General features: G+C 61.8%; 19 protein-coding genes. 14 read left to right on the plus strand and 5 right to left on the minus strand.

The genetic code is table 11. From position 1 onward, the window contains the following. Position 1 precedes the first annotated feature (1 nt). From ACZRMO_RS24720 to catA, 3 genes are read left to right on the plus strand one after another with little or no spacing between them, the layout of a single operon-like run. Positions 2-1,129, plus strand: a complete 1,128-nt coding sequence (locus ACZRMO_RS24720; protein ID WP_207046501.1) for a muconate cycloisomerase family protein — start codon at positions 2-4, stop codon at positions 1,127-1,129. A 12-nt stretch (positions 1,130-1,141) separates the two neighbouring features. After that, complete coding sequence (gene catC, locus ACZRMO_RS24725) at positions 1,142-1,432, plus strand: muconolactone Delta-isomerase (protein ID WP_017735004.1); 291 nt, start codon at positions 1,142-1,144, stop codon at positions 1,430-1,432. A gap of 42 nt (positions 1,433-1,474) precedes the next feature. Continuing rightward, positions 1,475-2,404, plus strand: a complete 930-nt coding sequence (gene catA, locus ACZRMO_RS24730; protein ID WP_463974558.1) for a catechol 1,2-dioxygenase — start codon at positions 1,475-1,477, stop codon at positions 2,402-2,404. A 138-nt stretch (positions 2,405-2,542) separates the two neighbouring features. Here the strand turns inward: catA and ACZRMO_RS24735 are convergent, their stop codons facing one another. After that, on the minus strand, positions 2,543-3,016 hold the full coding sequence (locus ACZRMO_RS24735) for an Lrp/AsnC family transcriptional regulator (RefSeq protein ID WP_058420006.1): 474 nt from the start codon (positions 3,014-3,016) through the stop codon (positions 2,543-2,545). A 144-nt stretch (positions 3,017-3,160) separates the two neighbouring features. Here ACZRMO_RS24735 and kynU point away from each other — a divergent pair, with 144 nt between their 5' ends. Beyond that, complete coding sequence (kynU, locus tag ACZRMO_RS24740; protein ID WP_463974559.1) at positions 3,161-4,411, plus strand: kynureninase; 1,251 nt, start codon at positions 3,161-3,163, stop codon at positions 4,409-4,411. A gap of 177 nt (positions 4,412-4,588) precedes the next feature. Further along, a complete protein-coding gene (locus tag ACZRMO_RS24745; RefSeq protein ID WP_463974560.1) occupies positions 4,589-5,995 on the plus strand; it encodes an amino acid permease in 1,407 nt (468 codons plus the stop codon). On the opposite strand, the gene ACZRMO_RS24750 is transcribed toward ACZRMO_RS24745, so the two are convergent. Next, entirely contained in the window at positions 5,941-6,837 is an 897-nt protein-coding gene (locus ACZRMO_RS24750) for a LysR substrate-binding domain-containing protein (RefSeq protein WP_463974561.1), read from the minus strand. The genes ACZRMO_RS24745 and ACZRMO_RS24750 overlap by 55 nt on opposite strands. A gap of 199 nt (positions 6,838-7,036) precedes the next feature. Here ACZRMO_RS24750 and ACZRMO_RS24755 point away from each other — a divergent pair, with 199 nt between their 5' ends. The 5 genes from ACZRMO_RS24755 (at position 7,037) to ACZRMO_RS24775 (ending at position 12,076) form a co-directional block, all read left to right on the plus strand. Beyond that, complete coding sequence (locus tag ACZRMO_RS24755) at positions 7,037-7,801, plus strand: sulfite exporter TauE/SafE family protein (protein WP_463974562.1); 765 nt, start codon at positions 7,037-7,039, stop codon at positions 7,799-7,801. A gap of 119 nt (positions 7,802-7,920) precedes the next feature. Further along, the gene (mdaB, locus tag ACZRMO_RS24760) at positions 7,921-8,511 is read left to right on the plus strand and encodes an NADPH:quinone oxidoreductase MdaB (RefSeq protein ID WP_124528311.1); all 591 of its coding nucleotides are present in this window, start codon (positions 7,921-7,923) and stop codon (positions 8,509-8,511) included. A 30-nt stretch (positions 8,512-8,541) separates the two neighbouring features. Further along, positions 8,542-9,438, plus strand: coding sequence for a LysR substrate-binding domain-containing protein (locus ACZRMO_RS24765; protein WP_463974563.1), 897 nt, complete (start codon positions 8,542-8,544; stop codon positions 9,436-9,438). Positions 9,439-9,541: 103 nt separating this feature from the next. After that, on the plus strand, positions 9,542-10,435 hold the full coding sequence (locus tag ACZRMO_RS24770; protein ID WP_463974564.1) for an NAD-dependent epimerase/dehydratase family protein: 894 nt from the start codon (positions 9,542-9,544) through the stop codon (positions 10,433-10,435). 195 nt (positions 10,436-10,630) lie between these two features. Then, the gene (locus ACZRMO_RS24775) at positions 10,631-12,076 is read left to right on the plus strand and encodes a SulP family inorganic anion transporter (protein WP_463974565.1); all 1,446 of its coding nucleotides are present in this window, start codon (positions 10,631-10,633) and stop codon (positions 12,074-12,076) included. A 146-nt stretch (positions 12,077-12,222) separates the two neighbouring features. Here ACZRMO_RS24775 and ACZRMO_RS24780 read toward each other — a convergent pair whose 3' ends face one another. Continuing rightward, positions 12,223-12,603, minus strand: coding sequence for a lysozyme inhibitor LprI family protein (locus ACZRMO_RS24780; RefSeq protein ID WP_124528317.1), 381 nt, complete (start codon positions 12,601-12,603; stop codon positions 12,223-12,225). 248 nt (positions 12,604-12,851) lie between these two features. Between ACZRMO_RS24780 and ACZRMO_RS24785 the strand changes: the two genes are divergently transcribed. The 4 genes from ACZRMO_RS24785 to ACZRMO_RS24800 are packed head-to-tail and all read left to right on the plus strand — an operon-like array spanning position 12,852 to position 16,938. Next, positions 12,852-14,201, plus strand: a complete 1,350-nt coding sequence (locus tag ACZRMO_RS24785) for a GntT/GntP/DsdX family permease (protein ID WP_463974566.1) — start codon at positions 12,852-12,854, stop codon at positions 14,199-14,201. A gap of 12 nt (positions 14,202-14,213) precedes the next feature. Next, a complete protein-coding gene (locus tag ACZRMO_RS24790) occupies positions 14,214-15,074 on the plus strand; it encodes a MurR/RpiR family transcriptional regulator (RefSeq protein ID WP_463974567.1) in 861 nt (286 codons plus the stop codon). 1 nt (position 15,075) lies between these two features. Then, on the plus strand, positions 15,076-16,539 hold the full coding sequence (locus ACZRMO_RS24795) for an N-acyl-D-amino-acid deacylase family protein (RefSeq protein ID WP_463974568.1): 1,464 nt from the start codon (positions 15,076-15,078) through the stop codon (positions 16,537-16,539). A gap of 30 nt (positions 16,540-16,569) precedes the next feature. Next, positions 16,570-16,938 (plus strand): glyoxalase superfamily protein, encoded by a 369-nt coding sequence (locus ACZRMO_RS24800; protein WP_463974569.1) that lies wholly within the window; start codon positions 16,570-16,572, stop codon positions 16,936-16,938. A 190-nt stretch (positions 16,939-17,128) separates the two neighbouring features. Here ACZRMO_RS24800 and ACZRMO_RS24805 read toward each other — a convergent pair whose 3' ends face one another. Then, positions 17,129-19,048: a HAMP domain-containing methyl-accepting chemotaxis protein gene (locus ACZRMO_RS24805; RefSeq protein ID WP_463974570.1), complete on the minus strand. Its 1,920-nt coding sequence runs from the start codon at positions 19,046-19,048 to the stop codon at positions 17,129-17,131. A 171-nt stretch (positions 19,049-19,219) separates the two neighbouring features. Beyond that, positions 19,220-24,856: a membrane-targeted effector domain-containing toxin gene (locus tag ACZRMO_RS24810; RefSeq protein WP_463974571.1), complete on the minus strand. Its 5,637-nt coding sequence runs from the start codon at positions 24,854-24,856 to the stop codon at positions 19,220-19,222. Positions 24,857-24,954: the final 98 nt, after the last annotated feature.

The following is a 24,954-nucleotide window of genomic DNA, read 5'->3' on the forward strand; positions in this document are numbered from 1 at the left end:
CATGCCGATTTGCGCCATCGAGTCGATCGAGACGATTATTGTCGATCTGCCTACCATCCGCCCGCACAAGCTGGCGATGCACACCATGCAAAACCAGACGCTGGTGATCATCCGCCTGCGCTGCGCCGATGGCATCGAAGGCATCGGCGAAGCCACCACCATCGGCGGCTTGAGCTATGGCAACGAAAGCCCGGACAGCATCAAGGTCAACATCGACCGCCACTTCGCGCCGCTGCTGATCGGCCAGGACGCCAGCAATATCAACGCCGCCATGTTGCGCCTGGAGCGCAGCATCCGAGGCAACACCTTTGCCAAGTCCGGCATCGAAAGCGCCTTGCTCGACGCCCTGGGCAAACGCCTGAACCTGCCGGTCAGCGAACTGCTCGGCGGCCGTGTGCGTGATGCACTGCCGGTGGCCTGGACGCTGGCCAGCGGCAACACCGAAAAAGACATCGCCGAGGCCGAGAAAATGCTCGACCTGCGCCGCCACCGCATCTTCAAGTTGAAGATCGGTGCCGGCGAAGTCAGCCACGACCTGGCCCATGTGATCGCGATCAAAAAAGCCTTGGGCGACCGCGCCAGTGTGCGGGTGGACGTCAATCAGGCCTGGGATGAAGCCGTCGCCCTGCGTGCCTGCAAGGTGTTGGGCGACAACGGTATCGACCTGATCGAGCAGCCGATCTCGCGCAACAACCGTGGCGGTATGGCCCGGCTCAACCTGTCGAGCCCGGCACCGATCATGGCGGATGAGTCCATCGAGTGTGTGGAAGATGCCTTCAACCTGGCCCGCGAAGGCGCGGCCTCGGTGTTCGCCCTCAAGATCGCCAAGAACGGCGGCCCGCGCGCCGTGTTGCGCACCGCCGCGATTGCCGAAGCGGCCGGCATCGGCCTATACGGTGGCACCATGCTCGAAGGCGGCATCGGCACCCTGGCCTCGGCCCATGCGTTCCTGACCCTGAACAAACTGGCGTGGGACACCGAGCTGTTTGGCCCGCTGCTGCTGACCGAAGACATCCTCGCCGAGCCGCTGGTGTACCGCGACTTCCACCTGCATGTCTCCACCGCCCCGGGCCTGGGCCTGGCCATTGATGAAGAGCGCCTGGCGTTCTTCCGTCGTGACAAACACTAAGAGGCGCCTGCCATGTTGTTCCACGTAAAAATGACCGTGAACCTGCCGCTGGACATGCATCCCGAGCGCGCAGCCGCCCTCAAGGCCGAAGAAAAAGCCCTGGCGCAGCGCCTGCAACACGAGGGCAAATGGCGCCACCTGTGGCGCATCGCCGGGCTCTACGCCAACTACAGCGTGTTTGATGTCGACAGCGTGCAAGAACTGCACGACCTGCTGATGCAACTGCCGCTTTACCCCTACATGGCCATCGAAGTGAACGCGCTGTGCCGGCACCCTTCGTCGATCCATGAGGACGACCGTTAAGCCTGTTTTCAACACTAATAATTACAAGATGAGGATTGCACCATGTCCATCCGAATTTCCCAGACTGCCCATGCCCAACGGTTTCTCGAAGAAGCCAGCGGCAACCTCAACGACGGCGGCAACCCGCGCACCAAGGCGTTGATCTACCGAATCCTGCGGGACACGGTGAATATCATCGAAGACCTGGAAGTGACCCCGGAAGAGTTCTGGAAGGCGGTCAACTACCTCAACGAGTTGGGCAAGAACCAGGAAGCCGGTTTGCTCGCCGCCGGGCTGGGCCTGGAGCACTACCTGGACTTGCTGATGGACGCGGCCGACGAGGAAGCCGGCAAATCCGGCGGCACGCCACGCACCATCGAAGGCCCGCTGTACGTGGCCGGCGCGCCGCTCTCCCAATACGAAGCACGGTTGGATGATGGCACCGACGCGGCGGCGCCGCTGTTTATGCGCGGCCAGGTGCGCGACACCGACGGCAAGCCGCTGGCCGGGGCGATTGTCGATGTGTGGCAGGCCAACACGGGTGGGACTTACTCGTGGTTTGACCCTTCCCAGTCCGAGTTCAACCTGCGCCGCCGCATCGAGACCGATGCCCAGGGCAACTATCGTTTCCGTAGCATCGTGCCGTCAGGCTACGGTTGCCCGCCGACCGGGCCGACCCAGCAGTTGCTCGATCAACTGGGCCGCCATGGGCAGCGGCCGGCGCATATTCACTTCTTTATCTCGGCGCCGGGGCATCGGCACCTGACCACGCAGATCAACCTGTCGGATGATCCGTACCTGCACGATGATTTTGCCTACGCGACGCGGGATGAGTTGATTGCCGAGATTCGTTTCAGTGACGATCAGCAGCTGGCGCGGGAGTTTGGGGTGGAGGGGCGGTTTGCGCAGATTGATTTTGACTTTGAGTTGCAGGCTGCGACTGCGCCGGTAGAGCAGAAACGCATGCAGCGCGTGCGCGCCCTCGAAGACTAAACGCGGTTAAAAATGTGGGAGCGGGCTTGCTCGCGAAAGCGGAGTATCAGTCGCCATTTGCGGTGGCTGACCCACCGCATTCGCGAGCAAGCCCGCTCCCACACAAGCCCGCTCCCACAGGGTTTTGTGGTGTTGCCGCTATTTGCGGATGACCAAGTCAAGCACCTCATCCCGATCCTTGATCTTCTGCAACACAATCTCCGAACGGATATCCATCACCCCCGCCGTGCGGTTCAGGTGGTTCACGATAAAGTCCGAAAAGTGCTTGAGATTGCGCGCCTGTACCCGCAGCACATAGTTGCTCGCGCCGGTGATCACATAGGCGCTGGCCACTTCCGGCCAGCCTTGCACCTTCTTGATGAACGTCTCATGCCAATCCTCCACATCCTGGCGCAGGGACAGGTGGACGATGGCTTCCAACTCGATGCCCAACTGCTCGGCATTCAGCACCGCGCGGTAGCCACTGATCACGCCTTCGCTTTCCAACAGGCGCAAACGGCGTAGGCAGGCGGACGGTGACAGCGCGACTTTCTCTGCCAGTTCCTGGTTGCTGATACGCCCATCCTGTTGCAGAAAATGCAGGAGGCGAAGGTCGGTGGCGTCGAGAATCATGCTTAGAATAAATCCGCGTGTTTAGGGGTTTAGTTCGAATTTCCTACAGCTTAATTAGCTTGTTACCCAGCACTTTGCACGAAAATTCTCTAAATCTTCGTTCATTATTTGGTCCATCCTCACTTATAAAAACCAGGACCGACCATGACCACCCGAAGCCATTGCCAAACCCTCGACGATCAAGACCCGCTGGCGCCGCTGCGCCAGCAGTTCGCTTTGCCGGAGGGTGTGATCTACCTCGACGGCAACTCCCTTGGCGCCCGTCCGGTGACGGCGCTGGCGCGGGCGCAACAGGTGATCAGCGAGGAGTGGGGCAATGGCTTGATTCGCAGCTGGAACAGCGCCGGCTGGGCAGATCTGTCCCAGCGCCTGGGCAATCGCCTGGCCCCGTTGATCGGCGCGCGCGATGGCGAAGTGGTGATCACCGATACCACCTCGATCAACCTGTTCAAGGTGCTCAGCGCCGCGTTGACGGTGCAGCGCCAGCGCCAACCGCAGCGCAAGGTGATCGTTAGCGAAGCGAGCAACTTTCCCACCGACCTGTACATCGCCGAAGGCCTGGCCGAGCTGCTGCAACAGGGTTACTCCCTGCGGCTGGTCAACAGCCCGGACGAGTTGCCACACGCCATCGACGCCGACGTGGCGGTAGTGATGCTCACCCACGTCAACTACAAGACCGGCTACATGTACGACATGCAGGCGCTCACTGCGTTGAGCCACGAATGCGGCGCGCTGAGTATCTGGGACCTGGCGCATTCGGCGGGCGCGGTGCCCATCGATCTGCATCAGGCTGCTGCCGATTACGCGATTGGTTGCACCTACAAATACCTCAATGGCGGCCCGGGTTCCCAGGCGTTTGTGTGGGTCAACCCGGCGCTGGTGGACCTGGTGCGCCAGCCGTTGTCGGGCTGGTTTGGGCATACACGCCAGTTCGCCATGGAATCGGCCTATGCGCCGAGCGCCGGTATTGCCCGTTACCTGTGCGGCACCCAGCCGATCACCTCGCTGGCCGTGGTGGAATGCGGCCTGGAGATTTTTGCGCAGACCGATATGGCCAGCTTGCGCCGCAAATCCCTGGCGTTGACCGACTTGTTCATCGCGTTGGTCGAAGCGCGTTGCGCTGCCCACGGGCTGGTGCTGATCACCCCGCGTGAACACGCCAAGCGCGGCAGTCACGTGAGTTTTGAACACCCTGAAGGTTATGCGGTGATCCAGGCCCTGATCGCCCGGGGCGTGATCGGTGACTACCGCGAGCCGCGCATCATGCGGTTTGGGTTTACGCCGTTGTACACAAGCTTTACCGAGGTATTTGATGCCGTGGAGATCCTCGGTGAAATCCTCGATCAGCGCACCTGGGACCAGCCACAATTCAAAGTCAGAAATAGCGTCACCTGACACAACACATATCAACATGTGGAGTGGGCTTGTGTGGGAGCGGGCTTGCTCGCGAAAGCGGTAGATCAGCAATACATGTGCAAGCTGACCCACCGCATTCGCGAGCAAGCCCGCTCCCACAGGGGATCTGCGTCAATATTCAAACCGTGCAATCACAATAATAAAGGGGCACACCACGTGACCACGCCAGACACCGGCTTTGCAGAAATCACCCAACGCGAACTGGGCCTGAGGCGCCAGCTCACTTCTGGCCAGATGAGCATGATCGCCATCGGCGGCGCCATTGGCACCGGGCTGTTCATGGGCAGCGCCTACGCCATCGGTTATGCCGGGCCCAGCGTACTGGTGAGCTACGCCATCGGCGCGTTGATCACCTTGCTGTTGATGGGTTGCCTGGCGGAGATGACGGTGGCCCATTCCACCTCTGGCTCCTTTGGCGCCTACGCCGAGTTCTATATCAGCCCGCTGGCCGGGTTCCTGGTGCGTTACGCCTACTGGGCGGCGATTGTGCTGGCGGTGGGCGCCGAGGTCACGGCGGTGGCGATGTACATGAAGTACTGGTTCGCCAACGTGCCGGAGTGGGTGTGGATCGTGTCGTTTTCCAGCGTACTGATCCTGCTCAACGCCATCAGCGTGAAGACCTTCGGCAACTTCGAATACTGGTTCTCGACGATCAAGATCAGCGCCATTGTCGGTTTCATCATTCTGGCGGTGTACGTGGTGTTCGGTTCCGGCAACCCGGAATACGGCGTGCAGAACTACACGGCCCACGACGGTTTTTTCCCCCATGGCCTGAGCGGTATGTGGATGGCGGTGATCGTGTCGATCTTCAGCTACCTGAGCGTGGAGATGATCGCCGTGGCCGCTGGTGAAGCCGCCGACCCGGAGCAAGCGGTGAAAAAGGCCTTCCGCGCCACCATCGTGCGGCTGGTGGTGTTTTACCTGCTGACCCTGGCGCTGATGCTCGCCATCGTGCCGTGGAACCAGGCCGGGCAGACCCAGAGCCCGTTCGTCACGGTGATGCAGACCATCGGCATTCCCGGCGCCACCGGGGTGATGAACTTCGTGATCCTGATCGCGGCGCTGTCGGCAATGAACAGCCAGTTGTATATCACCACGCGCATGATGTTCAGCCTGTCCCGCGCTGGGTTCGCGCCCAAGTCCATGGGCGCCCTGAGCAAGAGCGGCATCCCGTTGAACGCGCTGCTGCTGTCCAGCTCGGGCATTGCCCTGGCGACCTTGCTCAATGTGGTGTATCCGGAAAGCTCGTTCACCCTGATGATGGCCATCTCGATGTTTGGCGCGATCTTCACCTGGTTCATGATCTTTCTCACGCACCTGTTCTTCCGGCGCTATCGCAAGCGCCATGGCGGGCCGAAGCTGTCGTTCCAGCTGCGCCTGTTTCCCTATAGCACGCTGCTGGGCCTGGTGTTGATGGGCGCGGTGATGATCACCACCTACTTCACCGAGGCGTTCAAGATGACCTTGGTGTTTGGCGTGCCGTTTCTCGTGATTCTATCGGCGGTGTACTACGGGTTCTTCCGCAAGGGTCGGGCCAAGGCGGCAGACAAGGCTTTGGCGTAGCCGGGCAGTTGTTCGAACGCGCGTGCGGCTAACAGCAAGCGGCGACGGGCCCAGGCCTCATTGAGCGGCTGGGCCTTGAAGCGCTGCGCAGCCGGCCACCGCTGCAGTGCGGCCTGGGGCACGATGCCCAGGCCGACGCCGCCGGCGACCATGCGGATCACTCCATCAAAGCCCTCGGCGCGAATCCGTGTGTGCAGGCGAAACCCGGCGTGCAACGCCTGTTCCTCCAGGTACACCGCCAGTGCGCTGCTGGCGGCCAGGCCGACGTAGTCGTGTTGCAGGCTGTCGATAAAGCTCACGCTGCCCACGGCCAGGGGATGGTCCAGCGGCATGATCAACACCAGCGGGTCGTCGCGAAAGGGCTTGGTCTGCAAGCCGTGGGTGTCTACTGCGTCGGAAATGATCCCGAGGTCCGCCGTGCCCTGACGCAACGCCTGGGTGATGCGCAGGCTGGGTAACTCTTGCAGGTCGATGTCGAGGTTGGGGTGTTCGCGCAGAAAGTTCGCGAGCAACTCCGGCAGGTATTCGCTCAGGGCCGTGGTGTTGCACAGCAGGCGCACCTGGCCTTTGCTGCCGTTGGCGTATTCGGCCAGGTCTTGTTGCAGGTGTTCGGCCTGTTGCAGCAGCAGGCGGGCGTGGCGGGCGAGGGCAATGCCGGCGAGGGTTGGGGTGACACCACGGCGGCCGCGCTCAAGGAATTCGATGCCCAGTGAAGCTTCCATGGCGCGGATGCGTGCGCTCGCGGCGGCCAGGGACAAATGGCTGCGGGCGGCGCCGGCGGTGATGTTGCCGGTGTCGAGGATGTGCAGGTAGAGGCGCAGGTCGATCAGGTCAAAGTGCATGGTCCGGGTTCTCGGGTGGTTGGGCTGGCCTCTTCGCGAGCAAGCCCGCTCCCACATTCGATCGCATTCTCATGTTGGAACTCGGTCAAATGTGGGAGCGGGCTTGCTCGCGAAGGCGGTATCAGCCTCACACAAAACAAGAGGCTGCCTCAGTATATGGCGAATTCCCAACCCCGCCCCAACCCCGCACAATCAGCCCATGAATACCGTCCTCGCGTTCTACCAAGACATCGGTCCCGCCCTGACCCTGCTGGTGTTCGGCACCTTCCTGCTGGCCGGCACGGTCAAGGGTGTGATCGGCCTGGGCCTGCCCACCGTCGCCATGGGCTTGCTCGGCCTGGCTATGCTGCCGGCGCAGGCTGCGGCGCTGCTGATCATTCCCTCGACGGTCACCAATCTCTGGCAACTGGCGTTCGGTGGCCATTTGAGCGCGTTGCTCAAACGCCTGTGGCCGATGTTGTTGCTGATCGCTCTCGGCACCGGGCTTGGCACCGTGTGGCTGGGGATGGACGGCGGCCGTTGGGTGGTGCACGCATTGGGCGGGGCATTGCTGGTGTATGCGTTGAGCGGTCTGTTCTTGCCCACGTTCAAGGTCAAGCCTGCAAACGAACGCTGGTTGGGCCCGCTGTGTGGCGTGATCACCGGCGTTATTACCTCGGCCACCGGCGTGTTTGTGATTCCTGCGGTGCCGTATTTGCAGGCGCTGGGCTTGAACCGCGATCAGCTGGTGCAGGCGTTGGGGCTGTCATTTACCGTCTCGACCCTGGCGCTGGCCGCCGGGTTGGCCTGGCGCGGTACCCTGGGTGGCGGCGAGATCAATGCCTCGCTGCTGGCGCTGGTGCCGGCGTTGCTGGGCATGTGGCTCGGCCAGGTGGTGCGTCAGCGCATCAGTGCGCAGCTGTTCAAGCGCGTTTTTTTTATCTGCATGGCGCTGTTGGGCGCTCATCTGCTGATCAGTGGTTAACAATCGCCAAGGTATTCGTGCATTTCAGTCAAATGTATTTTGCGGTGCCGCCGCTTATTCCAAGGGGCCGAGGTCGATAGTCTGCGTCCAGACATTTTCAACCTCTTGGATACCCTCCCATGAAAAAAGTACTCCTGCTCAACGGCGGCAAACAGTTCGCCCACTCCGATGGTCGCTACAACACCACCCTGCATGACACCGCCCTGGCCGTGCTGGACCGTGGCGGGATCGACGTCAAGGTCACCCATATCGACGCTGGCTACGACGTGGCGGAAGAAGTCGCCAAGTTCCTCTGGGCCGACGTGATCATCTACCAGATGCCCGGCTGGTGGATGGGCGCGCCGTGGATCGTGAAGAAGTACATCGACGAAGTCTTCACCGAAGGCCACGGCAGCCTGTATGCCAGCGATGGCCGCACCCGTTCCGATGCGTCGCAGAAATACGGCAGCGGCGGCCTGATCCACGGCAAGCAGTACATGCTGTCGCTGACCTGGAACGCGCCGCAGCAAGCCTTCGACGACCCGAGCGACTTCTTCGAAGCCAAGGGCGTGGACGCCGTGTACTTCCCATTCCACAAGGCCAACGAATTCCTCGGCATGACCGGCCTGCCGACCTTCCTCTGTGTGGACGTGATGAAACGCCCAGCCATCGAAGCCGACGTGGCGCGCTACGAGCAGCATCTGGCGCAGGTGTTCAACCTCTCGGTGTAAGCTGCTGCGAACCGATAACGAGGACCGCCTGTGAAAGCCCGATCCGACGAGCTACAAATCTTTGTCAGCGTGATTGAGTGCGGCTCGATTTCCGCGGCGGCGGAGCAGGTCGGGCAGACGCCGTCGGCGGTCAGCCGCACGCTGTCGCGCCTGGAGGCCAAGCTCGACACCACGCTGATCAACCGCACGACGCGGCGCATGGACCTGACCGAAGAGGGCAAGTATTTCTTCGAGCAGGCCAAGGTGATCCTGGCGCAGATGGATGAGCTGGAAGAACGCTTGTCGTCGCGCCAGAAAAAACCGGCAGGACGGTTGCGCATCAATGCAGCCGTGCCCTTCATGCTGCATGGGATCGTGCCGTACATCGCCGAGTTTCGCCGCTTGTACCCGGAAATCCAGCTGGAGCTGAACAGCGATGACTTGATCATCGACTTGCTGGAACAGAGCACCGACATTGCGATCCGTATCGGTGTGTTGGCCGATTCCACCTTGCATGCCCGTTCCCTCGGCTGTACGCCGCTGCATATCCTTGCCAGCCCCGACTACATCGCGCAATTCGGCGCACCGGCCACGGTGGCCGAGTTGGCCGATCACACCTTGCTGGGCTTCACCCAGACCGAAACCCTCAACCACTGGCCGCTGCGCCATGTGGAAGGCGACCGCTGGCTGATCCAACCAAGCGTTTCTGCGTCCAGCGGCGAAACCCTGCGCCAATTGGCGCTGGAAGGGCAGGGCATTTGCTGCCTGTCGAACTTCATGACCAGCGCCGACATCGACGCCGGCCGCCTGGTGCCGGTGCTGGAGGCGTTCAACAGCGGTTATCGCCAGCCGATCCACGCGGTGTATTACCGCAACTCGCAGTTGGCGCTGCGTATCCAGTGTTTCCTCGATTTTATCCAGGCCAAGCTGGCGCGGTATGCCTGCTGATTCGTGACCGCCGCGCAACAGTGAATTGGGCGGCAGGGGCTTATTCGTCAAGGATCGGCCCTTGATACTGGGCCCATCACTTACTCAGTCAGGAGAACGCTCCATGAACGTATTCGTTACCGGCGCCGCAGGTTTTATCGGCGGTTCCATTGCCACTGGCCTGGTCAAGGCTGGCCACACCGTCACTGGCCTGGTGCGCAGTGCCGAACAAGCCGCGGAAATGACCGCCTTGGGCATCACCCCGGTGATCGGCAGCCTGGACGACGCGGCCGTATTGACCGAGCAGGCGCAGAAGGCTGACGCGGTGATCAACGCCGCCAGCAGCGACCATCGTGCGGCAGTGGAAACCTTGCTGGCGGCGCTGAAAGGCTCGAACAAGCCGTTCCTGCACACCAGCGGTTCGAGCATCGTCGGTGACGCGTCGGGCGGCAAGGCCAGCGATGTCATCTACTTCGAGGACAATTTGCCGGAACCGACGGTGGATAAGGCCGCACGCGTAGCCATCGACAACCTGATCCTGGCCGCCGCCAACGACGGCGTGAATTCGGCGGTAATCTGCAACACCCTGATCTACGGCCATAGCCTGGGCGTGAAGCGTGACAGCGTGCAATTGCCGCGCTTGCTCAAGCAGGCGCGCAAGAGTGGGGTGGTGCGCCATGTGGGGCCGGGGCAGAACATCTGGTCCAACGTGCATATTGAGGATGTGGTGGCGTTGTACCTGCTGGCACTTGAGAAAAATGTGCCGGGCACGTTCTATTTCGTCGAAAGCAGCGAGGCGTCGTTTATCGACATGACCACGGCGATTGCCGAAGCCTTGAAGCTGGGTCAACCACAGGATTGGCCGTTGGCCGAGGCTGAGGCTGAGTGGGGTTATGAAATGGCTAATTATGGTTTGGGCTCCAACAGCCGGGTGCGTGGCCAGCGGGCGCGGGAGGTGTTGGGGTGGGTGCCGAAGCGGACGTCCGTTGTTGAGTGGATTCGCAACGAGATGGTGTGATGTTCGCTTGATACCGAGTCGCTGCCTTCGCGAGCAAGCCCGCTCCCACATTTGACCGAGTTCCAACTTTGGAATGCAGTCAAGTGTGGGAGCGGGCTTGCTCGCGAAGGGGGCCACTCGGTCTTCCAGACTAGCCCCAACCCCTTCAATTCCGTACCATCCCCAGCCTTATCCCCCGCATTACCCTGGTACCTCATGAAGCTCACCCGTCTGCGCGCCGATGCCCTGGCCGGCCTCACCACGTCTTTTGCGCTGCTGCCCGAATGCATCGCCTTTGCCCTGGTGGCCCACCTCAACCCGCTGATGGGGCTCTACGGCGCCTTTATCATCTGCACCCTCACGGCCTTGTTCGGTGGTCGGCCCGGTATGGTCTCCGGTGCGGCGGGCTCGATGGCGGTGGTGATCGTCGCCTTGGTGGTGCAACACGGCGTCGAGTACCTGCTGGCTACGGTGCTGCTGGGCGGGTTGATCATGATCGCGTTCGGCCTGTTGCGCCTGGGCAAGCTGGTGCGCATGGTGCCGCACCCGGTGATGCTTGGCTTCGTGAACGGCTTGGCGATCATCATTGCGCTGGCGCAATTGGAGCACTTCAAAAGCGGTGAGCACTGGCTCAGCGGCACGCCGTTGTACGTGATGATCGGGCTGGTGCTGGTGACCATGGCCATTGTCTACCTGTTGCCGCGTATCACCCGTGCAGTGCCGCCGGCGCTGGTGGCGATCCTCGGCGTCGGCCTGGCGGTGTACCTGCTCGGCCTGCCGACCCGCACGTTGGGCGACATGGCCCACATCGCCGGTGGCCTGCCCACCTTTGCCCTGCCGCAAATTCCCTGGACCCTGGAAACCCTCGGCATCATCGCGCCTTACGCGTTCCTGATGGCCATGGTCGGCCTGCTGGAAACCCTGCTCACCCTCAACCTCACCGACGAAATCACCGAGACCCGTGGCTACCCCGACCGCGAAAGCGTGGCCCTGGGCGCGGCGAACATGGTCTCTGGCGTGTTTGGCGGCATGGGCGGTTGCGCGATGATCGGGCAAACCGTGATCAACCTCAGTTCCGGTGGGCGCGGGCGTTTCTCCGGGGTGTTTGCCGGGGTGATGATCCTGTTGTTCATTCTGTTTCTGTCGCCGTTTATCGAGCGGATTCCGCTGGCCGCGCTGGTGGGGGTGATGTTCGTGGTGTCCCAGCAGACCTTCGCCTGGGCGTCGTTGCGGGTCATCAACAAGGTGCCGCTCAACGATGTGCTGGTGATTATCGCGGTGACGGTGATCACGGTATTCACCGACCTGGCCACGGCGGTGTTGTGCGGGATTGTGATTGCGGCGCTGAACTTCGCCTGGCAGCAGGCGCGGGAACTGTATGCCGATGAGCATCTGGAGGCCGATGGCAGCAAGCTCTATCGCCTGCACGGCACGTTGTTCTTTGCCTCGACCACGCCGTTTCTGAACCAGTTCGACCCGGCCAACGACCCGGCCCAGGTGACGCTGGATTGCCGTCACCTGAGCTTTGTCGATTACTCAGCGATTGCCGCGCTGATGACCCTGCGCGAGCGCTACGCCAAGGCCGGCAAGCACCTGCGGGTGCTGCACTTGTCGGAGCGCTGCAAGAAGCTGCTCAAGCGCGCCAAGGTGCATCACGACTGATTGAGTGGTGAGCTGGAATGGAATACTTGTGGCGAGGGAGCTTGCTCCCGCTGGGCTGCGTAGCGGCCCCAAAAAACTTGGGAGCGCTGCGCACTCCAGCGGGAGCAAGCTCCCTCGCCACAATAAGCAGCTTATTCGCAAAAAAATTATGGCCCGACCAGGTCTTCCAACTCCTGGGCGCGGGTCTGGGTCATGTCCAGCACGCAGCCGGAGCCGTTGACCTGGTCGATGCTGCCGCCGGTGGCGCTGCCGGCAAAGGCGCAATTGGCGTCACGGTACTTTATCCACAGGCGCTGCACGTCTTGCAGTTGCTGCTTGCGCGCCCCTTCCTGGGCGGCGAGGGCGGTCTTGTAGGCCGTGTTCAGGCGCTTGTCCTGCACCTTGGCTTCCTTGGCATTGCAATTGACCATGTCGGCGGTGGTGTTGGCGCCGTCCATGCATTTTTTCAGCGCCGCGTTATCGGCCGCCGAAGCGGTGCCGCACAGGGCAAGGAGCAGGGCGCTGGCGGCGAGGGATGTGCGAATCATGGGCGGTTTCCTGGCTGTTAGGGGGTTGCGCATTCTATGACTGGATGGCGACGTTTGAGTTTCCGCCATCCTCTGATCTTCATGTAAGAACACCCCCCGAATTTTCATCAGTGGCCGTCGGGCATATCCCAACGCGACAGCGCGTGTCTGTGGGCGAAAATTACTTTCATAAAAATTGAAAATGCTCCTCGGTAATGATTTATGAGTTTCACAACCAATTCGACGTGACCCTTTCCGAGGAGTACCGCATGGCCGCATCACTGGGCTTCGGGCTGTTGGCATACGCTGCCATCGCCATCATTGCTTTGATCGTGCTGATTGCACGTTACCGGCTCAACCCGTTTATCGTCATCACCCTGGTGTCCATCGGCCTGGCGCTGACGGCCGGGATGCCGGCAGACACCATCATGGGCTCCTACGAAGCGGGCGTCGGCAAGACCCTGGGGCATATCGCCCTGGTCGTCGCGCTGGGCACCATGCTCGGCAAGATGATGGCCGAGTCGGGCGGCGCCGAGCAGGTGGCGCGCACCCTGATCAACCGGTTTGGCGAGCGCAACGCGCACTGGGCGATGGTGTGCATCGCGTTCCTGGTGGGCTTGCCGCTGTTTTTCGAAGTCGGTTTTGTGTTGCTGGTGCCGATTGCCTTTACCGTGGCGCGGCGGGTGGGCGTGTCGATCCTGATGGTCGGCTTGCCCATGGTCGCCGGCTTGTCGGTGGTGCATGCGCTGGTGCCGCCACACCCGGCGGCGATGATGGCGGTGCTGGCGTATAACGCGTCGGTGGGGCAGACCGTGCTGTATGCGATTTTGATCGGCATCCCGACGGCAATCATCGCCGGCCCGGTGTACGCCAAGTACATCGTGCCGCGCATTCACCTGCCGGCGGAAAACCCGCTGGAGCGTCAGTTCATCGAGCGTGAACCGCGCACCCGTTTGCCGAGCTTTACGCTGACCATGGGCACGATTCTGTTGCCGGTGGTGCTGATGATGATCGGCGGCTGGGCCAACGTGCTTTCCACACCGGGCAGCGGTTTCAACCAGTTCTTGCTGTTTATCGGCAACTCGGTGATCGCGCTGCTGCTGGCGACCCTGGTGAGTTTCTGGACCTTGGGCATCGCCCAGGGCTTCAACCGCGAGTCGATCCTCAAGTTCACCAACGAATGCCTGGCGCCGACCGCGAGCATCACGCTGCTGGTGGGCGCGGGCGGCGGCTTGAATCGGATTCTGGTGGATGCCGGCGTTACCAATGAAATCCTCGGCCTGGCCCACGCTTTCCAGCTGTCGCCGCTGGTGATGGGCTGGCTGTTCGCCGCGTTGATGCGTATCGCCACGGGTTCGGCGACGGTGGCCATGACCACGGCATCCGGTGTGGTCGCGCCAGTGGCCATGGGCCTGGGTTATCCCCACCCGGAACTGCTGGTGCTGGCCACCGGTGCGGGCTCGGTGATCTTTTCCCACGTCAACGACGGCGGCTTCTGGCTGATCAAGGAATACTTCAATATGACGGTGATCCAGACCTTCAAGACCTGGACCGTGCTGGAGACCCTGATTTCTTTAGTCGCCTTCGGTCTTACCTATGGTCTGTCCTGCATCCTGTAACCCGGAGACTTCATGGACATCCTCTACCAGATCCGCGCCCGCCAGGATTCCTTCAGCGCCGGCGAAGGCCGTATCGCCAGGCTGATGCTCGACGACGTGGGCTTTGCCGCGTCGGCCAGCCTGGAAGAGTTGTCCCAGCGGGCTGAGGTCAGTACGGCGACGCTGTCACGTTTTGCGCGCAGCGTCGGTTGCCGCGATTTGCGCGACCTGCGCCTGCAACTGGCCCAGGCCAGTGGCGTGGGCAGCCGCTTCCTCGATCCGGCGGGCAAGCCGGAACAGTCGGCCTTTCATCGGCAGATTCTCGGCGATATCGAGGCGACGTTGCGTCAGCACCTGTCAGGCTTCAACCAGGCGGGGTTTGTCGATGCCGTGAATGTGCTGGGCCAGGCGCGGATGATCCATGCGTTTGGCATGGGCGGCCCGTCGAGCCTGTGCAGCGATGAGTTGCAGGTGCGCCTGGTGCGGCTGGGCTATCCGATAGCGGCCTGCCATGACCCGGTGATGATGCGCGTCGCGGCGGCAACCCTCGGGCCGGAGCACGTGTTGATCGTGTGCTCCTTGACCGGCCGCACCCCCGAGCTACTGGACGTGGTGGCGCTGGCGCGCAACTACGACGCGCGCATCATCGCCATCACCTTGGCCGATTCACCCTTGGCGCACTTGGCCGATGTGCTGCTGCCGCTGCAACCGGCCGAAACCAGTTTTATCTACAAACCCACGGCCGCGCGCTACGGCATGCTGCTGGCCATCGACCTGCTCGCCACCGAGCTGGCGCTGGCCCTGCCGGACGACAACCGGGAACGCCTGCGCCGGATCAAGCTGGCCCTCGACGATTATCGCGGCGGCCCCGACAGCCTGCCGCTTGGAGACTGAGATGAAGTACGACACGTTGATTCGCCAGGCGCTGATCATTGACGGCAGCAACACCCCCGGCTACCTCGCCGATGTGGGGCTGCGTGCGGGGCGCATCGCTGCGATCGGTGACCTGTCGGCAGCGACGGCCGAGCATGAGGTGGATGCCAGCGGCCGCGTACTGGCGCCGGGCTTTATCGACGTGCACACCCACGATGACACCGTGGTGATCCGCCAACCGAAGATGTTGCCCAAGCTGAGCCAGGGCGTGACCACGGTGATTGTCGGCAACTGCGGCATCAGCGCCTCGCCGGTGAGCTTGCGCAGTGATCCGCCGGACCCGATGAACTTGCTCGGCAAGCGTGAGGCGTTTGTTTATCCGCGTTTCAGTGACTATCGAGCGGCAGTCGAAAACGCCCATCCGGCGGTCAACGTCGCCGCACTCATCGGCCATACGGCGCTGCGCAGCAACCATATGGACGACCTGCACCGCACGGCCACGCCGGATGAAATCGCCGCCATGCGCGTGCAACTGCAAGAGAGCCTCGAAGCCGGCGCCCTCGGGTTATCCACAGGGCTGGCCTACGCCAGTGCCTTCAATGCCGAGACCGATGAGGTGCTGCAACTCACGGAAGAACTGACGGCGTTCGGTGCGGTGTACACCACCCATTTGCGCAGTGAATTCGAACCGGTGCTGGAGGCCATGGACGAAGCGTTCCTGATCGGCCGGCACGCCAAGGTGCCGGTAATCATTTCCCACCTCAAATGTGCCGGCGCGGGTAACTGGGGGCGTAGTCCACAGCTGTTGGCAGCGTTGGAATCGGCGGCGAAAACCCACCCGGTGGGGTGTGATTGTTATCCCTATGCGGCGAGCTCTTCGACCCTGGATCTGAAGCAGGTTACCGATGCGTTTCGTATCACCATCACCTGGTCGACGCCGCACCCTGAACTGGGCGGGCGCGATTTGCAGGACATCGCCGCCGAGTGGGACGTTTCGCTGATGGACGCGGCGCGCCGCCTGCAACCGGCGGGGGCGGTGTACTACGGGATGGACGAGGCGGATGTGCGACGTATCCTCGCGCATCCGCTGTCGATGGTGGGCTCGGATGGGTTGCCGGAAGATCCGTTCCCGCATCCGCGCTTGTGGGGTGCGTTCCCAAGGGTGTTGGGGCATTTCAGCCGGGATGTGGGGTTGTTCCCCTTGCACACGGCGGTGCACAAGATGACCGGGTTGTCGGCGGCGCGCTTCGGCTTGGCCGAGCGGGGTGAGATTCGCCAAGGGCATTGGGCTGACCTGGTGTTGTTCGACCCGTTGCGTGTGCGTGATGTGGCCGACTTCAAGGCGCCGCAGCGTGCGGCAGAAGGGATTGATGGGGTGTGGGTCAACGGCGTGTTGAGCTACCGCGAGGGACAGGCAAATGGCCAACGACCGGGTCGGTTCCTGGCGCGCAGTGGGGATTTGCGTAAGGGGTTTTCGTCTCTATAGTGGGCGCTTTTCATACACGGAGCGGTTGCCATGCACTTAGGAAAAGTCACCCCCATCTTACGGATTTTCGACGAGACCAAGGCGCTGGAATTTTACGTCGACTTCCTGGGGTTCACGGTGGATTGGCAGCATCGCTTCGAGGCGAACTTCCCGCTGTATTTGCAGGTGTCGTTGGGTGAGTGCGTGCTGCATTTGTCCGAGCATCATGGCGATGCGTCGCCGGGTGCGGCGGTGCGGATTCAGGCGCAAGGGGTGGACGGTTACCAGCAGCAGTTGGTGGGCAAGGATTACCGTTATGCCAAGCCTGAGGTTGAAGACACGCCTTGGGGCTCGCGGGAGATGAGCATCAAGGATCCGTTTGGGAATCGGCTGGTGTTTGTCGAGGAAGGTGAGGGGTAAATCGCGGGCAATAAAAACCCCAGTTAGTGGCTGGGGTTGGAGCTGAGGCCCAACTCACGGAGGGCCGAGTATGTCTAAGTTTGCCTGTGGCGAGGGCGCTTGCTCCCGCTGGAGTGCGAAGCGCTCCCAAGATTGTTGGGGCCGCTGCGCGACCCAGCGGGAGCAAGCTCCCTCGCCACAATGATGTTTCTTACACCCGGAAGTGACTGACCATCTGCTGCAACTGGCTACCCAAGCGCGCCAATTCAACACTCGATTTGGCGGTCTCATCACTCGCCGTAGCCGTCTGTTCCGACACATCCCGCACATTCACGATACTGCGGCTGATCTCTTCAGCCACGGCACTTTGCTGCTCGGCGGCGGCGGCGATCTGCTGGTTCATCGACTGGATATTCGACACCGTACGGGTGATGTTTTCCAGGGACACACCGGCCTTGCGTGTCAGCTCGACGCTGCTGTCGGTGAGGCTGCGGCTGTTGTTCATCACCGTGGCCACTTGCTGGGTGCCGTTCTGCAAACCGGCGACCAGGCCTTCGATTTCCTCGGTGGATTTTTGTGTGCGCTGGGCCAGGCCCCGCACTTCGTCCGCGACGACGGCAAAGCCGCGACCGGCTTCACCGGCACGTGCGGCTTCAATTGCCGCGTTGAGCGCCAACAGGTTGGTCTGCTCGGCTACGGCCTTGATCACGTCCATCACGCTGCCGATCTTGTTGCTCTCTTGTTGCAGGTGCGCCATGGCGTCGGTGGAGCGTGCCACTTCGGCAGCCAGGCGTTCGATCTGGGCGATGGCTTCGGCCACCACCTTGTCGCCTTCGCGGGCTTGGCCGTCGGCGTCGGACGCGGCTTGGGAGGCCTGCTCGGCGTTGCGCGCGACTTCCTGCACGGTGGCAGTCATCTCGTGCATGGCGGTGGCGACTTGATCGGTTTCGATCTTTTGGCTGTTCACGCCGGCGCTGGTCTGCTCGGTCACGGCTGACAATTCTTCGGCCGCGCTGGCGATTTGCGTCACGCCGTCGCGGATACCGCTGATCAGCTCGCGCAGGGTCGTGCCCATGCGCTGGATACCTTGTTGCAGCACGCCCAGTTCATCACGACGGGTGACCTGGATGTTGTGGCTCAAATCGCCGGAAGCAATGCGTTCCACCACGGCCAGGGTTTCTTGCAGTGGGCGGGTGATCTGGCGGGTGATGACGATCGCAGCGATAACGCCGACCAGCAGGGCCAGCAAGGTGCTGATCAATTGCAGGCTGCGGGCCTGGGCACTTTCGGCGTCGCGGCGGTCAAGCTGGATGTCGTAGAGCTTGTCGCTGATGGTGACGATATCGGCGCCTTGGGTGGTCATCTCGGCACGGGCGCTGACGATGTTGGCATTGGCGGCCTTGTAGCTTTGCACCGCGGTGCGGTAGGCGCCGAGGGCGGTCTCCAGGGCGGCCAGTGCGGTTTGCTGGTCGGCGCCAAAGACAGCGCTGAGTTTTTTCAAGCCGCCGATGGCTTTTTCGATTTGTGCGGCAGCACGGGCTTCGGTGTCGGCGTTGACGTTGCCGGTGTAGCCGCGCACTTCGTAGCGGGCCAGTTGGAAGTCTTCCTTGGCCTGGGTCACGGCCTGGAACTGGGTGAAACGCTCCGGGCTCTCGGCCATCTGCTGCACGCTGGCATCGAGGGCGTTGATCTGGGTGTTGGCGGTATCGGCTTTGTCACCCATGACCTGGCGCGCGGCGTTGCCGTTACGGTAGGCCTCGCGCATTTTGTTCAGGGACTGCTGGTAGGCGGTGATGACGGCTTTCTGCTCATTGAGCAGTTTGAGGTTTTCCGGACTCTTGAAGCTGTCCAGCAGTTTCTGTTGCTGGGCGGCGAAGGCATCCAGGCTGGTCTGGACGTTTTGGGCCACGGTTTCGTCGCCGTTGGCCAGCATGTATTGCAGGCGCACGATACGCAGCTTGGTCAGCGAGGCGTTGAGCTGGGTGATGTCGCTCATCCAATTGCTGCGGTCAATCAGGCCGCCCAGGCTGGTCCAGCCGGTAAGGGCCAGGATCGAAGTGAGGACCAGGACCAGGCCGAAGCCCAGGCCGAGTTTGAGGTTGACGCTGATGTTACCGAACCAGCTGTTCATCGAATGCTCCGCAAGAGTGATGTCTGTTTGCTGGGTGATGTTGTTGTTTGAGCCAGCCGAGTTGTAGAGGGTTATCGGCGGCAAAACGTGAATCTGAAATCCTATTTCGGCTCATCGACGCAGGGCGCCGATGAGTGGTTGCGGGAGGATTGGCTCACTGGCTCGTGCGGTTTAGCCGACGTGTGTCAGGCCAACGCCTCTGGGCGGAGGGGTTTTCAGCATCTCGATCAGTTGCGAGAAATAGAAAAAGCGCTGATGACTCTGTTCTGGCCAGCGCTCAATGAGGAACTGGCCCTTGTCGTTGATTTGAATGGGGGTGCTGACAATCTCATTGCCACGGGACACGTGCACGAGGTTGATCTCGGTGGCGGTCCGGCGCTCGACGATGAAGTGCCCGGGTGCTGTGAGTCTGCCGCGGTCCGGCGGCACCGGCGCGCGCGGTACTTTTTGGCCAGGAATACCGATGTAGAGCGTGAAGTCACTGCGCAACGCCACGCCATTACCTTCCTCGGTCGATTCCCACGCCCCCTGGTGCAACGGTCTGGCCAGTTCCGGGGCACTGTCGCGCACATGCAGGCTGACGGCATCCTGCAGCGTGGCGAGGCCCGGCACGCCCAGGTACATATCGGTGTGGGTATTGCCCACGAACGCGACCCACTTGTGCGGCCCTTGGGCGAGTTGGTCGGCCTTGATCACCTCGTTGGCGAAGTAGCTGAACATTTGGGGGCGCGGCAAATCGCCATTGAGACCGTTGATGTAATAGGTCGCCGTGCAGTCCAGCGCTCGTATGCGTATCCCGTATTTGTTGGCTTTCTTGACCAGGTGAGTGTAGGTGTCTGTGCCCTCGTAAAGGGGCATCTGGCCTCGGTCCAACTGCCTGAGGTAGTTCTCCAGGATCGACGGCATGTTCGAGGTGCGGTAGTAGGTTTCCAGGGCTTCCTGATGCAGGTCGGTCAACAAATGCTCGAGGTACAGCGTCTTGACCCCCAGCTTTTTCAGGTGTTTGAAGTGCTGGATCAGCACGCGCTTGCTGGATTGCGCGGTATGGGCCTCGCCGATGACCAGCCCATTGCGCTGTTTGAACAGCCGTTCAAACAACACGCTCTCGTTTCTTGCGGTGGCCAGATCGCCCAATGCTCTGCGTTGGAGCAAGGTGATGTCGGCGAAATGCGCTTTAGCGGTGGCGTACAGGCGCTGGCGGGTCTCGATGAAGGTGTTCATTGCCCTGGTATTCTCTGGCTGGGCGTCGAAGTAACGCGAGTCCAGGCCACGCCGCTCCAGGCGCATCTGGTCGATGTTCGCGCGCATTGGCGCTGGGATGTCGAACGCCGCGTAATGAGAGACGGTGCCCGATGCTGGCGTGAGGCTGCTCGGTGCGCGCAGTGCCCCATGGGTTGTTGCAATTGATAGGGCGTAGTCACCTCGGGACTGGGCGCTGCTGTGTGTGTCGGGCCACAGGCCGGTCGGCTCCCCAGGCGCCACATCGTGAACGCGCAGCGCTGGCGCCTGTTGCAGCTCCGCCAGCCCGGCAATACGCTCGTAACGGCCCAGGCGGTTGGTCTCGACCAACGCCAGCCAACCTTCGTCCGGGTTGTGTTTCAGGTTGAACTCGATAGCGGTGTGAGAGTAGAAATTGCGCAGCTTGCTGCTGCGCGGTACAAAACGCGCGCCTTCGCTCAGGGCCAGCACGTGGCTCATATGGTATGAAACTGCAGCGTCCAGGCCGTCGATGGCGATGTTCAGGCGCTGGGTTTCGAGCAGCAGCTTGCGGTACGTGAACGGCGCATCCGCTGCGAACCCCAAGGCCTCGTCCACCTGCGCCAGGTGTCGCTCGATCTGTTGCAGGGCGTGGGCTTTGTTGCCGCTGAGCTGGTTGTTGAGGACTTTCAACTTGCGATGGAACAGGTCGCGGGGCAGGTTCTCGATGTACACCCGCTTGAGTCCCTGTTCCGCCAAGCCAGGCAGTTGTTCGATCAACAGCTGTTTACTGGCGATGGAGTTGTCGACGGCTCCGATAATCAAGCGCTTGTTGCGGCTGAACAGGCTCTTGAAAATGTCACTGTGGGCTGCGTTGCTCGCCAGTGCGGGCAGTGCACCTTTCGGCGTCGGGGCCGATAACGCCTGGTAGAACGCGTCGGCGTCCTCGGTCAAGCGTGCGACGTTTTTTACATAGGCCGCTCGCAGCGGTTGCGCTTCGATAAACGCATTGCCTTGGGCCGCCGCCGCGTCCTGCCCCCGGCTTCGCATTTGTGTTATGAAGCCTGGGTCGAGCAGGGTGCGGAAGGTCTTGGCCTGATCGGGCGCTACGTCGAAGGCCTCCAACGGGCTGCTTTCATCCGCCAGCAGCTTTTCGTATTGCTTGCGCCCACCCCCGGCGACGCTGAAGCGCACCCACTGCCCATCACTGTTCTGGCTGGCCAGGCGTGCGGTTGAATGGAGCTGGCCGGTCAGCGGGTCGTGGCGATACAGCAAGTAACGGCCCAAGGCGTCGGGAGTCTGCGATGCCCACAGTGGCTGCCCCTCAAACAGAATGGATTGCATGCCTTCGGGGTTGATCGCATCCAGTTGCTTGAGTGGCGCGCTGGCGACGGCGTGTGAACTGGTCTGGATGACGGTGCGCATGGGCTTGAAGCTGCTTTTGAGCAGTGGGCGCAAATCGAACAGCACTGCACCCATGGCATTGGCCAGGAAGCCGACGTAGTGCTCAATGGCGGCTGCCATGTCGTTCTGGTGATAGGCGTTGAGGGCCAGCATGGCGTCCTTGAATGCCAGCAGGCCGCCCAAGGTCAAGCTCAGCAAAGGGAATGGCATCGTTGCAATGGCCGTTACCCACTCGATACAGGTCCACAGGATGCCGGTAATCATTTGGGTGCGATTGACCGTCGTGCCGTGCACGTCATCGATGGTGCGCTGCAAGCTCATGTTGTATAGCTCGTGACGCAGATCTAGCAGCGGCATGACGCGGCTTATCGAGTCGTGCCGAGCCGGGCTTGGGGTCGTGCGGTCGATGTCATCCGGCAGGCCGTTGCGGGCGTTCTCCAGAAACAGGTGCACTCTGCGCATCGACTGCAACGACACGCGAGAACACCAATAGCCGGGCATGCCTTCGACTTTTTTCAGCAGGTAGTTGAACAGCTTCGCTTCGCGAAAGTTGACGCCGTCCGGAGCGTTGGGCGTGTACAGCAACACGGGATAGTCGGCATGGCTGAACAGGTAGTTGCCCATCACCCAATCGCCGTCGATAAACAAACGGTAGACTTTGTAGGTATTGCGCGTGGTGCTGCGGGTATCTGGCAAGCTGTCGATGGCCTGGTTGAGCCAGCTCAGGTCGACACTGGCGATATGCCCCTTGAGTCGGGCTTCCAGCGCGGCACTCTGCATCTGCAATTGGTGAATTGCCAGCACTGCACTGCGTCGTTCGTGATAGCCGGGGCTGTCGCTGGATTGCAGGCGCTGGCGTACTTCATTGATATAGCGTTCACCGACCCATACGCCGGTGACCGAGCGGGCAACGTTCTGTGCAGTCAGCGGGCTCAGGTCTACACCCTTGGGGCCGCGAAAGACCGCGGATCTGGAAAACTTCGCGTCGAGAAAGCCGATGCCGTCTGCATAGCCGTCGCGGTACAGGGTTGTGTAGGACAGTGGCGTTGGCGGTGCACCGAGCAACGTCCGTGGCGAGTAGGCGAAGACGCTGTCCGGGTCGATGTCATTTTGAGAGCGTCCCAGCAGTCTGTTCAGGCTGACCCTGGCGTTATCGCGCAAATAGCCGTCGAAGCTCGGGAAATTGGCTTCGGCATCGGGTCTGGCATTGTAGGTACGGAGGGCACCCTCGATGTTATCCGCCAGGGTGATCAGCCGGGTTCTGTCTGTCAGGGAGGCGTTACGAAACCAGGATGGTGAGCTGAAACTGTAATCATCCAGTTGCAGTGCCAGGCGGTGTGCCGCCATCGCGTCCAGGCAATCGGTGTGGCTGCAGGGTTTGCCAAAGGTCACCTCGTGGTGTTCTTCGGCATCTGGGCGCAGGCTGATCGACTGGATGAACGTGCTCATTTTCGGGCGGAAGCGCAGCGGCACTTGTTGCAGTACGTAATTGCTCATCGGGTGGGGTTGATCCAGCCAACCGATGATATGGGTCTGGCATTCGCGCAGGCTGCCGAAGGCGAAGAACTGTTGTGCCCTGGGGGCGTCAGGGGTGCACAGCAATAGGCGTTTGACCTGGCCGTGGGCATCATCTTCGCGCAGCAGCCACAGGTCTCGCAGTTGAGCGCCGTGCAGCAGCACGGTTTGTGCGCAGAGCTGCGGGCGGGGGCGTTCGCGCAGGTCTGCAAACAGCTGCACATCGTCCGGACAGAGGGCGCCTTGCAACTGGGCAACGTAGGCCATGGCGACCAGGCGTTGATCGAAAAACGTGCGGGCCGCCTGTTTGATTTGCGGGGTGCCCAGCACGGTTTTTTGTGTGTCTGCAAAGTCCAGGCGTGGTTGCAGGTCTTGCAGCAGGGTGATCAGCACTTGCGGGGTGAGTCGGGCATAAGCCATATCGAGCGGGGCGCCGGCGTAGCTCAAGGTGCTGTGTTCAAGGAAGGCTGAGCCAGGCGCGCTGTCGCCGGTGTGCAGGCCGCGCAAGGCCAACTCCACCACTGAACGCTGCTGCTCGTAGGGGCCGACCTGCGGCACTGTGCGCCGGGTTGTGATGCGCAGCAGGTCCGGGTCGAGGTCGTGGATGTCCAGCTCATCGGCCAGTTTCTCAGCCCATTGATGCCGGGCGAGGGCCTGGGGAGTTGCCGCCGGGCCGAACAGATTCATGAAGGCCTCGCGCGCCTGGTTATAGTTGCGCAGGTGTTGGTCGAGGGTGTCGCGAAGCGGCTTGCTGGCGCTGCGGTACCAGTCGGGCAGGGCGTAGAACAGGTCGCGCTCAAGCAGTCGCTGTGCGCGAAAGTCCAGGCGCAACGTCAGGTCGGGCAACGCGGCTTGGATGGCGTTGTCGAGGTGCGCCTTGATGTGTGCGGTGTCTGCAAGGCTCAGGGCGTAATTGATGTCCTGTTCACGTTTGTCGAGCAGGGCTTGGTAGACGTGTTCGAACAGCGGTTTGTCCTGGAACGGAAGTAAGGCCAGTGGCCATATATCAACGGTATCCAGGTGTTGGTAGCGCACGGGAAGGTGACGATTGAACTCAGCCCGCCCGGTGGCGCGCGCCATTGCAGATTGCAGGCCTTGGTCCAGGTCGTGCAGCGAGTCGAAGGCTTCCAGGCCCCGCGCGGGCGTGAACAACAAGATCGGCCCCACGGGGGGAGCTGCTTCCAGGCTGTCGACGACGGGGTTGGCCTGGCGCGTCAGCACAAACGCACCGGCGAACATGACGGTCTGTTCCTGATAGGTGAAGGCCAGGGCGTACATGCCGGGACGGAAACTTGGCCCCTGCGAGCAGTTTTCCAGCATCTGCTGATCGGCGGGGGACAGTAGGTTGTCACTGACGTTGAGCCGGGTTTCCAGCTCCAGCGCGTTGATGCCGGCTGCGAAGGTCAGGTAAGTCTTACGGCTCTGCCCTCCGACGGCGCTGGTTTCATCCAGCGCCTTGAGGCGGCTGTTCAGGTCCGGTGGGATCACATCCTGATACAGAGCACGCGCCTGGCTCATAAACGTAGCGTTGATACGCTTGAGGTCGGTGTTGAGCTGTTGCAGCGTGGCGTACTCCGCCGGCAAGGTAACGGGGCGTTTGCTTTGGCCGCGCAGGGTGGGGTCAATCTCCAGCAAGTCGGCGTGAATCTGATCGAGCGTGGGCGCGGCATCGCGGGTATTCGGCGTACTCATTGGCACAACCCCTGAGGTGGTGAGTGGAATCACCAGCATGGGCAGCGCAGGGGCGTGTTCGGCAGTAGATAGGTATGTCGGCGCGCTCATCAAGGCGG

It is taken from the genome of Pseudomonas sp. B611 (assembly GCF_055407965.1).